At 70.7% G+C, this 10,574-nt stretch carries 11 protein-coding genes; 5 read left to right on the top strand and 6 right to left on the bottom strand.

Features of this window, described 5'->3' with window-relative positions; genetic code table 11:
• From EEJ42_RS38790 to folE, 4 genes are all read left to right on the top strand, one after another.
• On the top strand, positions 1–267 hold a 267-nt coding region (locus EEJ42_RS38790), incomplete at its 5' end, for a TilS substrate-binding domain-containing protein (protein ID WP_246097642.1).
• Positions 268–329: 62 nt separating this feature from the next.
• Complete coding sequence (hpt, locus tag EEJ42_RS38785) at positions 330–869, top strand: hypoxanthine phosphoribosyltransferase (protein ID WP_123106858.1); 540 nt, start codon at positions 330–332, stop codon at positions 867–869.
• Positions 870–1,125: 256 nt separating this feature from the next.
• Positions 1,126–3,168 carry an ATP-dependent zinc metalloprotease FtsH gene (gene ftsH, locus EEJ42_RS38780; protein WP_123106857.1) on the top strand — a complete coding sequence of 681 codons (2,043 nt, stop codon included), beginning with the start codon at positions 1,126–1,128 and terminating at the stop codon, positions 3,166–3,168.
• Positions 3,169–3,290: 122 nt separating this feature from the next.
• Complete coding sequence (gene folE, locus EEJ42_RS38775) at positions 3,291–3,896, top strand: GTP cyclohydrolase I FolE (RefSeq protein WP_123106856.1); 606 nt, start codon at positions 3,291–3,293, stop codon at positions 3,894–3,896.
• Positions 3,897–3,925: 29 nt separating this feature from the next.
• On the opposite strand, the gene EEJ42_RS38770 is transcribed toward folE, so the two are convergent.
• From EEJ42_RS38770 to EEJ42_RS38745, 6 genes are all read right to left on the bottom strand, one after another.
• Positions 3,926–4,423: a DUF3180 domain-containing protein gene (locus EEJ42_RS38770; protein WP_123106855.1), complete on the bottom strand. Its 498-nt coding sequence runs from the start codon at positions 4,421–4,423 to the stop codon at positions 3,926–3,928.
• 76 nt (positions 4,424–4,499) lie between these two features.
• Positions 4,500–5,093: a 2-amino-4-hydroxy-6-hydroxymethyldihydropteridine diphosphokinase gene (gene folK / locus EEJ42_RS38765; RefSeq protein ID WP_123106854.1), complete on the bottom strand. Its 594-nt coding sequence runs from the start codon at positions 5,091–5,093 to the stop codon at positions 4,500–4,502.
• Positions 5,090–5,458, bottom strand: a complete 369-nt coding sequence (gene folB, locus EEJ42_RS38760; protein WP_078510390.1) for a dihydroneopterin aldolase — start codon at positions 5,456–5,458, stop codon at positions 5,090–5,092. Before folB ends, folK begins: the two co-directional genes overlap by 4 nt.
• Positions 5,459–5,687: 229 nt before the next feature.
• The gene (locus EEJ42_RS38755) at positions 5,688–6,167 is read right to left on the bottom strand and encodes a nuclear transport factor 2 family protein (protein ID WP_123106853.1); all 480 of its coding nucleotides are present in this window, start codon (positions 6,165–6,167) and stop codon (positions 5,688–5,690) included.
• On the bottom strand, positions 6,164–7,066 hold the full coding sequence (folP, locus tag EEJ42_RS38750) for a dihydropteroate synthase (RefSeq protein WP_246097641.1): 903 nt from the start codon (positions 7,064–7,066) through the stop codon (positions 6,164–6,166). The genes EEJ42_RS38755 and folP overlap by 4 nt, the downstream gene beginning before the upstream one ends.
• A gap of 141 nt (positions 7,067–7,207) precedes the next feature.
• Positions 7,208–9,040 (bottom strand): phosphatidylglycerol lysyltransferase domain-containing protein, encoded by a 1,833-nt coding sequence (locus tag EEJ42_RS38745; RefSeq protein WP_123106851.1) that lies wholly within the window; start codon positions 9,038–9,040, stop codon positions 7,208–7,210.
• Between the two features lie 168 nt (positions 9,041–9,208).
• Here EEJ42_RS38745 and EEJ42_RS38740 point away from each other — a divergent pair, with 168 nt between their 5' ends.
• Positions 9,209–10,339 (top strand): alpha/beta hydrolase, encoded by a 1,131-nt coding sequence (locus EEJ42_RS38740; protein WP_123106850.1) that lies wholly within the window; start codon positions 9,209–9,211, stop codon positions 10,337–10,339.
• Positions 10,340–10,574: the final 235 nt, after the last annotated feature.

Raw genomic sequence — 10,574 nt, 5'->3', positions numbered from 1 at the left:
GCCCCCGCCCCCGGGGCCGGGTCCGGCGGCGCGGAGGCCGTCGAGCTGGACACCGTCGGCCTGCACGGGCTGCCCCCCGCCGTCCGCCGCCGGGTGCTGCGCCGCGCCGCCATCGCCGCGGGCGCGCCCGCCGGTTCGCTCTTCGCCCGCCACATCGAGGAAGTCGACCGGCTGATCACCGGCTGGCGGGGTCAGCGGGCCATCAACCTCCCCGGCCGCGTCGAGGTCCGCCGGGAGGGTGGCAGACTGGTGATCCGGCAGGGCTGATCCGCCCGAGCCAGATGAGCCGGTTACGTCGAACGAGAGTGGCGCGGGTGGACGACAAGGACATGGGCACCGACCTCAAGTCGGTCCTCATCACCGAGGATGAGATCAACGCGAAGCTGGCCGAGCTGGCCGCCCGCATCGACGACGAGTACGAGGGCAAGGACCTGCTGATCGTCGGCGTGCTCAAGGGCGCGGTGATGGTGATGGCGGACCTGGCGCGAGCCCTCTCCACGCCCGTCACCATGGACTGGATGGCCGTGTCGTCGTACGGCGCGGGCACCCAGTCCTCGGGCGTGGTCCGGATCCTCAAGGACCTGGACACCGACATCAAGGGCAAGCACGTCCTGATCGTCGAGGACATCATCGACTCCGGCCTGACGCTGTCCTGGCTGCTGTCGAACCTGGGGTCGCGCGAGCCCGCCTCGCTGAACGTGTGCACGCTGCTGCGCAAGCCGGAGGCGGCCAAGGTCGCCATCGACGTGAAGTGGGTCGGCTTCGACATCCCGAACGAGTTCGTCGTCGGATACGGCCTCGACTACTCGGAGAAGTACCGCAACCTGCGGTTCGTCGGGACCCTGGCCCCGCACGTCTACGGCGGTTGAGGGGTACCGCCTCCCCCTGGGAACCTGGCGCGGTTTTCCGCCGTTGGAGCAGGGGAAGGCGGATGTGTTAACACTCCACGGCGGCGTCGGGTGACAATGCTGGGGTACCGTCCGAAGGTCAGTCTTTTTCGAGACTGAGGATTACACAGCTCATACACCACTAAATACACCGCAATACACCGCACGCACAGGCGCCCCTCCAGGGCTGCCGTGCCTCACTGTGGCAGGAGGGACGGGGCGGTTTCGCCCCGTATGGATGGACGTGAAGCGCTACTTCCGTGGGCCGGTCATGTGGATCGTGCTGGCCGTCCTCGCCGTGGTCGTGTTGATGCAGGTCGTCGGCTCGTCCGGCGGCTACAAGTCGGTGGACACCAGCCAGGTCGTCAAGGCGATCAACAGGAACCAGGTCCAGTCCGCCGAGCTGACGACCGGCGACGAGCACAAGATCAAGGTCGAACTCAAGGACAACGTCGCCAAGGTCTCGGGCAGCACGAAGCTCCAGGCGACCTACATCGGTGACCAGGGCGTCGACCTCGCCAGGACCCTTCAGGCCAATGCCCAGAAGGACAACGGGATCCCCGACGGGTACAACGTCTCGACTTCGAAGCAGAACCCGTTCGTCGGGATTCTGCTCTCGCTGCTCCCGTTCGTGCTGATCGTCGTGGTCTTCCTGTTCCTGATGAACCAGATGCAGGGCGGCGGCTCCCGAGTGATGAACTTCGGGAAGTCGAAGGCCAAGCTGATCACCAAGGACACGCCGAAGACGACCTTCACCGATGTGGCGGGGTCGGACGAGGCGGTCGAGGAACTCCAGGAGATCAAGGAGTTCCTCCAGGAGCCGGCGAAATTCCAGGCCGTCGGTGCCAAGATCCCCAAGGGTGTGCTGCTGTACGGCCCGCCCGGTACGGGTAAGACCCTGCTCGCGCGCGCCGTCGCGGGCGAGGCGGGCGTCCCGTTCTACTCGATCTCCGGCTCCGACTTCGTCGAGATGTTCGTCGGTGTGGGTGCCTCCCGGGTCCGTGACCTGTTCGAGCAGGCCAAGACCAACGCCCCGGCCATCGTCTTCGTCGACGAGATCGACGCCGTCGGCCGGCACCGCGGCGCGGGCATGGGCGGCGGTCACGACGAGCGCGAGCAGACGCTGAACCAGCTGCTCGTGGAGATGGACGGCTTCGACGTGAAGGGCGGCGTCATCCTGATCGCCGCCACCAACCGGCCGGACATCCTGGACCCGGCGCTGCTGCGCCCCGGCCGTTTCGACCGGCAGATCGCCGTCGACCGCCCGGACATGCAGGGCCGCCTGGAGATCCTCAAGGTTCACCAGAAGGGCAAGCCGGTCGCGCCGGACGTCGACCTGTCGGCCGTCGCCCGCCGCACCCCCGGCTTCACCGGTGCCGATCTGTCGAACGTGCTGAACGAGGCCGCCCTGCTGACGGCCCGCGGCGACAAGAAGCTGATCGACAACCACTACCTGGACGAGGCGATCGACCGCGTCGTGGCCGGCCCGCAGAAGCGGACCCGGATCATGAGCGACAAGGAGAAGAAGATCACCGCGTACCACGAGGGCGGTCACGCCCTGGTCGCGGCGGCGTCTCCGAACAGCGATCCGGTGCATAAGGTCACGATCCTCTCCAGAGGCCGGGCCCTGGGCTACACCATGGTCCTGCCGGACGAGGACAAGTACTCGACCACGCGCAACGAGATGCTGGACCAGCTCGCCTACATGATGGGCGGCCGGGCGGCCGAGGAACTGGTCTTCCACGACCCGACCACGGGCGCCTCGAACGACATCGAGAAGGCGACCGCGACGGCCCGCGCGATGGTCACGCAGTACGGCATGACCGAGCGGCTCGGCGCGATCAAGTTCGGCTCCGACAACTCCGAGCCGTTCCTGGGCCGGGAGATGGCCCACCAGCGCGACTACTCGGAAGAGGTCGCCGCACTGGTGGACGAGGAGGTCAAGAAGCTCATCGAGGCCGCGCACAACGAGGCGTGGGAGATCCTCGTCGAGAACCGCGACGTCCTCGACAACCTGGTGCTGGCGCTGCTGGAGAAGGAGACGCTGAACAAGGAGGAGATCGCCGAGATCTTCGCCCCGGTCGTGAAGCGTCCGGCCCGCCCGGCGTGGACCGGTTCCTCGCGGCGTACGCCCTCCACCCGCCCGCCGGTGCTCTCCCCCCGGGAGCTCGCCCCGGCGAACGGTGCCCAGCCCACCTCGGCGGCCTCGCTCACCAAGGCCACCGCGCCCGAGGACGGCGTCGAGCGGCCCGAGGAGTCGGGCTCCGGCTCCGAGAGCTGATCCCGGTCTCCCGGGGCCCGAGAGGGCCCCGGGAGGACCCGGAATGAATGCCGCGTCACCCAGGTTCTAGCCTTGGGGACGCGGCATTCCGCATTTGTGCACATCAGGAACGAGGAAGCCCCATGACGGACCCGGTGACGCTGGACGGTGAGAGCACCATCGGCGTGTTCGACGAGAAGCGAGCCGAGAACGCGATCCGTGAGCTTCTGATCGCCGTCGGCGAGGACCCGGACCGTGAGGGGCTGCGGGAGACGCCGGGTCGGGTGGCCCGCGCGTACAAGGAGATCTTCGCGGGGCTGCGGCAGGAGCCCGAGGACGTCCTGACCACCACCTTCGACCTGGGCCACGACGAGATGGTGCTGGTCAAGGACATCGAGGTGATGTCCTCGTGCGAGCACCACCTGGTGCCCTTCGTGGGGGTCGCGCACGTCGGCTACATCCCGTCCCACGACGGCAAGATCACCGGGCTGTCGAAGCTGGCCCGGCTGGTGGACGTGTTCGCCCGCCGCCCCCAGGTCCAGGAGCGGCTGACCACCCAGATCGCCGACTCGCTGATGCGGATACTGGAACCGCGCGGGGCGATCGTCGTGGTCGAGTGCGAGCACATGTGCATGACCATGCGCGGGGTGCGCAAGCCCGGCGCCAAGACCCTCACCTCGGCCGTGCGCGGCCAGCTGCGCGATCCGGCCACCCGGGCCGAGGCGATGAGCCTCATCATGGCCCGCTGAACGGCCCGCTGAGGGCCGGGACGACGCTGTCAGGCCCGGGCGGAGGCGCCCGGGCCGCGCCCGTTCTCCTCGTCGTCCTCGGGCAGCTTGCAGACCCGCTCCAGGAAGAACGCGGCGGCCACCACACCCGCGCCGGCCAGCACCGAGGCGCCCGCGTAGATGGCCTGGTCCTGGCGGGCCGGTACGTCCAGCTGCTCCAGGACCAGGAAGACCCCGACCCCGCCGTACATCCCCGCGATCAGCGCCGCCACCAGCGCGCTCGCCTGGCCGAAAACCACCGCGCGGGCGGCCACCATCGGGTCCACGCCCTTCGCGTCCGGCTCCCGCTCCCGCTGGGCGCGCAGCCGGGCCCGCAGCGAGATCGCGGTCGCGAGCAGCACGACCGCGATCAGGGCCAGCACGATCGGTGCCGCCAGCGGAACGCTCGGCAGCGACCCCAGCGTGTCCCACAGCCGGGAGCCCGCCCACGACACCACACCGGCCACGGCGAACAGCCCGACCAGCACCCCGATCCGAAGTTGCCTCACCGAGCGGTCGCCCCTCCACGCATCAACGTCTGGTCACCTGGTCAACGTCTACTGGTCAGCGTCTACTGGTCAACGTCTATTCGGGCAGTCGCAGTTCCAGGTCCGTGCGGACCTGTACGCCGTCGTCGCCCACCTGGTCCAGCAGCGCCGAGACGCTGCCGCGGCCGGGGAACTCGGCCTGCGGGTCCACGTCGTTCCACGGCACCAGGACGAAGGCCCGCTGGTGGGCGCGCGGATGCGGCAGGGTGAGCAGCGGATCGTCGGAGACCACGTCCTGGTACGCCACGATGTCGACGTCGATGGTGCGCGGACCCCAGTGCTCGTCCCGCACCCGCTCGAACGCCTCCTCGATGGCGTGGCCGCGCTCCAGCAGCGAGGACGGCGGCAGCGTGGTCTTCACCAGCACCACCGCGTTGAAGTACGTCGCCTGGGTGCCCGGCTCCACGCCCCACGGCTCGGTCTCGTACACCGGAGAAACGGCCTTGACCCGCAGGCCCGGGGTGTCCTCCAGCGCGTCCACCGCGCCTTGGAGGGTCTCCAGGCGGTTGCCCAGGTTGCTGCCGAGGGAGATCACTGCCCGTTTGGGGTTGGACAGGGTCACATCGGCGGCGTCCACCTTCTCCACCACGGAGGCGGGAACGGGCTGCACGGTCGGGTCGCTGCTGCTCATACTCGGCTCCGGGTAATGGTGATGGTGACATCGTCGAAGGGCACGGTGATCGGGGCCTGCGGCTTGTGGACGACGACCTCGACCTCGCGCACCACATCATGCTTCAGGCAGGTGTCCGCTATCCGTTCGGCAAGGGTCTCGATCAGCTCGACCGGCTCGCCCCGCACCACGTCCACGACCTCCTCGGCCACCACGCCGTAGTGGACGGTCTTGGTCAGGTCGTCGTCGGCGGCGGCGGGACGGGTGTCCAGGCCGAGCACGAGGTCCACGACGAACGTCTGGCCCTCCTCGCGCTCCTCCGGGAACACGCCGTGGTGCCCACGAGCCCTCAGGCCGCGCAGCGCGACACGATCCACCCGAATCACTCCTGCTGGTCGTCGGTTACGCGGACACGCCCCGGCCGGTCCGGAACGCACCAGTGACCCCCTGCCGTCGGCGGGGGAACCTCCTCGAATCTACCTGCGAATGTCGGCGGCACATGCCCACGGGGTCGCGGCAGATGCCTCCCACAGCCCCGCGCCACCTTCACCTACCCGCACCTCGCACGGCTCGAACGGAACCCATTCGAGCCATCACGGGGCCGGGATCAGGGACTCAGCCCGGCATCAGCCGATCATCGTCATCGGGACCCTCCGGGCCCTCGTCGTCACGCTCCGCGAGCACCGGGGAGCCGTGGTGCGACCACACCTTCCAGCCGTCGTCGGTGCGCCGGAACACGTTCGTCGCCACCACCAGTTGGCCGACCAGCGGGCCGAGCTGCCCCTCCTCCTCGGCCGGGGCGCCGCTGAGGATGTTCTCGGTGCAGGTCACCAGCGCGGTGTCGGACATCACCGACACCTCGACGTCGGTCAGGAAGAACTGGATGTAGTCGGTGTTCGCCATGATCAGCGCGTACGAACGGAGCACCTCGCCCCGGCCGCGCAGCACCGGCCAGCCCGGGTGCACACAGGACACCTCGGTCTCGGCGGAATCCAGCCACAGCCGGTCCAGCGCCCCGTGGTCGCCCTGCTCCATGGCCTCGTACAGAGCGGTGTTCACCAGCGCCACCCGCTCGCTGTCCGTCAGGGAAGTCACAGCGCTCCCGCCGCGTTCGCCGCGTTCTCGAGGTACCCGGCCTCGGCCGTCTCGATGGCCCGGGCCACCCGCACCGCGTCCGCGCTCGCCCGCACCTCGTGCACCCGGACCGCCCACGCGCCCTCGCGCGCGGCGATCGCGGTCACCGCGGCGGTCGCGGCGTCCCGCTCCCTGGCGGGCGGCGGAGCGCCCCCGTCGTCGGCCAGGACCCGGCCCAGGAACCGCTTCCGGGAGGCCGCCACCAGCAGCGGACGGCCCAGTTGGCGCAGTGCGGACAGGTGCGCGACCAGAGCCAGGTCGTGTTCGGCGTCCTTGGCGAAGCCCAGCCCCGGGTCGAGCACGATCCGCTCGGGGGCGATACCGCCCTCGACGGCCCGGTTCACGCTCGTGCGCAGTTCGGCGACGACCTCGCCGACCACGTCCTCGTACACCGCCCGGTTGTTCATGTCGATCGACTGGCCGCGCCAGTGCATCACCACGAAGGGCACCTCGGCCGCGGCCACCGCCGGCACCATCGCCGGGTCCGCACGGCCGCCGCTCACATCGTTGACCAGCAGCGCGCCCGCCTCGATCGCCCGCTCGGCGACCGTGGCCCGCATGGTGTCCACGCTGATCGAGACGCCGGCCGAGGCCAGCTCCCGCACCACCGGGATCACCCGGCGCAGCTCCTCGGCCTCGTCGACGCGCGCCGCGCCCGGCCGGGTCGACTCGCCCCCGACGTCCACCAGGTCGGCCCCGGCCGCGACCAGGTCCAGCCCGTGCTTGACGGCCAGGTCGGTGTCGAACCACTGGCCGCCGTCGGAGAAGGAGTCCGGCGTGACGTTCACCACGCCCATGACCGCACACCGGTCCCATTCCGGCAGTCCGGTCACTCGGCCCCGCTCGCGCAACGTCCTCATGACCTTAAGGCTAGACGTACCGGCAGCCCGGGCGGGGGACGCGGGGGGCGGGGTGCCCGTACAGGTGGCCCGCCCTCAGGTCGCGTGCCTGCTCGGGCGGTGTGCCCGCGCGGATGGCGCGCCCGCGCGGACGGTCTGCCCTCAGGCGGCCTGCTCCAGTTCGCGGCGCCGGGCCGGGGCCTGGTGCGCACAGGGCCGCGGCTCGGCGCGCCGCCCGCGGCGCAGCAGCCGGGGCAGCGCCAGGGAGACGAACCCCTCGGCCTGCATCGCGGCCAGGCCGATGCGCGGCAGGTCCCGGGTGTTGCGGAAGACCACGAAGCGCGGCTCCCAGCGCGGCCGGAACTTGGCGTTGAACTTGTACAGCGACTCGATCTGGAACCAGCGGGACAGGAACACCAGCAGCCCCCGCCAGCCGCGCAGCACCGGGCCCGCGCCCAGCTTCTCGCCGCGGGCCAGCGCCGAGCGGAACATCGCGAAGTTCAGCGACACGCGGGTGACGCCCAGCGCCGGGGCGGCCTGGAGCGAGGCGACGATCAGCAGCTCGTTCATGCCCGGGTCGGCGCTCCGGTCGCGCCGCATCAGGTCCAGCGACATCCCGTCCGGGCCCCAGGGCACGAAGTGCAGGACGGCCTTCAGGTCCCCGTACGGACCCTCCTCGGCGCCCTCCTCGGCGGCCTTGTGGGCGGTGGCGATCACCGACTCGCCGTCCGCCGGGTCGCCGATCCGGCCCAGCGCCATCGAGAAGCCGCGCTCGGTGTCGGTGCCCCGCCAGTCCTCCGCGGCGCGCCGGACGGTCTCCAGCTCCGCCGCGTCGAGGTCGGCGACGCGCCGCACCCTCGTCTCGTAACCGGCCCGCTCGATGCGCTTGACCATCTGGCGCACGTTGCGCATGGCGCGTCCGGAAAGGGTGAAGTCCGCGACGTCCACGATCGCCTCGTCGCCCAGTTCCAGCGCGTCCAGCCCGGTCTCCCGGGTCCACACCTCGCCGCCGGTCTCGCTGCACCCCATCACCGCGGGGGTCCAGGAGTGCGCCCGCGCCTCCTCCATGAACGCGGCGATCGCGCCCGGCCACGCCTCCACGTCGCCGACCGGGTCACCACTGGCCAGCATCACGCCGGAGACCACGCGGTAGCAGACGGCAGACTTGCCGCTGGGCGAGAAGATCACCGCCTTGTCGCGGCGGAGCGCGAAGTGGCCGAGCGAGTCACGGCGCCCGTGGGTGGCGAGCAGCTCCCGCAGCCGCTCCTCGTCGGAGGCGGTCAGCCGGGCGGCCGGGTGCTCGGGGCGGAAGGCGAGGTACGCGGTGGTGGCGACCGTCAGCAGGCCGAGCGCGCCCAGCGAGTAGCCGACCGTGTAGTCCGCGCCGTCGCGGTAGCCGACCGGCCCCTCGAAGCCGAACAGCCCCCACAGCACGTGCTCCAGCTGCGCCGCCAGCGACGGCGCGCCCTCGATGGTGTCCGGGTGCGACCGCACGATGAGCAGCCCGACCCCGACGCTCACCGCGCCCATGACCACGAAGTTGGCCAGCGCCATCCAGCGGCTGCGGGGGTCGGGCAGCGCGGCGAACTCGCGGCGGTAGCGCAGCAGCACGACCATCAGGACGAGCGAGAAGACGGTGCCCAGGACCGAGTGCCGGTACAGCAGCTGGGCCGCCGCCCCGACCGGCAGCAGCGCCACCGCCGCCACCCAGGCGCGGCGCTTACGCCGCTTCAGGCCGTGCGCCAGCATCAGCAGCAGCAGCCCGACCACGATCGACGCCGCGGCGGCCAGGGAGCTGACCGCGCCGGGCAGCAGCTCCGCCAGCGCGTGCACCTTGCTGTGCCGCAGCCGCGGAAAAACGATGTCCACGAGCCCGATCACCGTGCAGGCCGTGCCGACGGCGGTGGGGACCGTCTCCGGACGCGGCCCGCGCAGCACGCGCCGTATCCGGTTGGGAACCCCTCCGGACTTTTCGGCATCTGGACTGTCAGACATTCGCATTCCCGTCGCTTCGGTCAAAGGATCTTTGGTTCTCTGACGCAGCTTCCGCACGATTTGCGTCTATCTAGATGCAGTTCGAGGCGGCGGGGTTCCGCCCCCGGCTCCCGCCGGAAGGCGCCCCCCCCGCGGCACGGACGACCGCCGCCCGGCAGAAAGATAGTGATGGGTCTCACGAGCAACAACGTCGTGATCATGGCTGTCGTCGCGGCGCTGCTGCTGTTCACGGCCACGATATGGCTGTGGCCGCGGCTGGCCGGACGCGGGGTGACCGCCGTGGTCGGCCGGGTCGGCATGCTAGCGGCAACCCAGGTGGCGGTGTTCGCGGCTTTTGGATTGTTCGCCAATCAGTCTTTCGGTTTTTACGGCTCCTGGGCCGACCTCTTCGGGGCCGAGAACGAGATGGGGGTGGTGGTGGACCACGACACCCCCGGCGGCCGGGTGAAGGTCACCGAGAGCCGCAAGCTCAACGTCTCCGGCGGCTCGTCCCCGGAGGCCGGCGGGCGCATCGACAAGGTCACCTTCCGGGGGCCGGTCTCGCGGATCGCGAGCCCCGCGTACGTCTATCTGCCGCCGGAGTACTTCCAGTCCCGGTACGCCGAGCGCCGGTTCCCGGCCGCCCTCGTGCTGACCGGGTACCCGGGCACCACCGAGGCCCTCATCAATGGCCTGAAATACCCCCAGAAGTCCCAGAAGCTGGTCAAAGAGGGAAGAATGCGGCCGACCATCCTGGTCATGATGCGGCCGACGGTGGTGCCGCCGCGGGATACGGAGTGCATGGACGTCCCCGGCGGGCCGCAGACCGAGACCTTCTTCACCAAGGACGTGCCGAAGGCCGTCTCCGAGCACTACCGGGCGGGCGCACAGGCCCGCAACTGGGGCGTCATCGGCAACTCCACCGGCGGCTACTGCGCCCTGAAGATGGCGATGCGCCACCCCGACGCGTTCTCCACCGCCGTCGGGCTGTCCCCTTACTACAAGGCCCCCATCGACCCGACCACCGGCGACCTCTTCGGCGGCAGCAAGCAGCTGGAGCGGGAGAACAACCTCATGTGGCGCCTCGACCACAAGCCCGCCCCGCCGGTCTCGCTGCTGGTGAGCAGCAGCGAGACCGGCGAGAAGAACTACCGGGCGACGATGCGGTTCGTGGCGAAGGTGCAGGACCTGAACCGCCGCGGCGAGCCGATCCGCATCTCGTCGATGATCCTCGGCACCGGGGGCCACAACTTCAACACCTGGAAGCGCGAGGTGTCCCCGGCCCTGGAATGGATGAGCACCCGCCTCCGAGCCGACTGACCTTCCCCCAACCCCGCCCCTTCCCGACCCGGGGCTCCGCCCCGGCCCCCGCACAGCGAGGTGGTGCGCGCCCGCGCGCCTGGCGAGGCGCGCAGGGGCGGTCCCCGCCCGGGGCGTGGGGTCCGGGGCTTACCCGCCTGACGGGGCGCGGGCTGGGGCTCGGACCGCCTGCCGGGCGAAGTCCGGCCGCGTGCGGAGTCGGCGCGCGCCCGCGCGTCTGGCGAGGCGTGCCCAG

It is taken from the genome of Streptomyces botrytidirepellens (assembly GCF_003721215.1).
GTDB lineage: Bacteria > Actinomycetota > Actinomycetes > Streptomycetales > Streptomycetaceae > Streptomyces > Streptomyces himastatinicus.
Note: the sequence above shows the minus strand (reverse complement) of the source record. Positions and strands in the feature narration are given on the sequence as shown.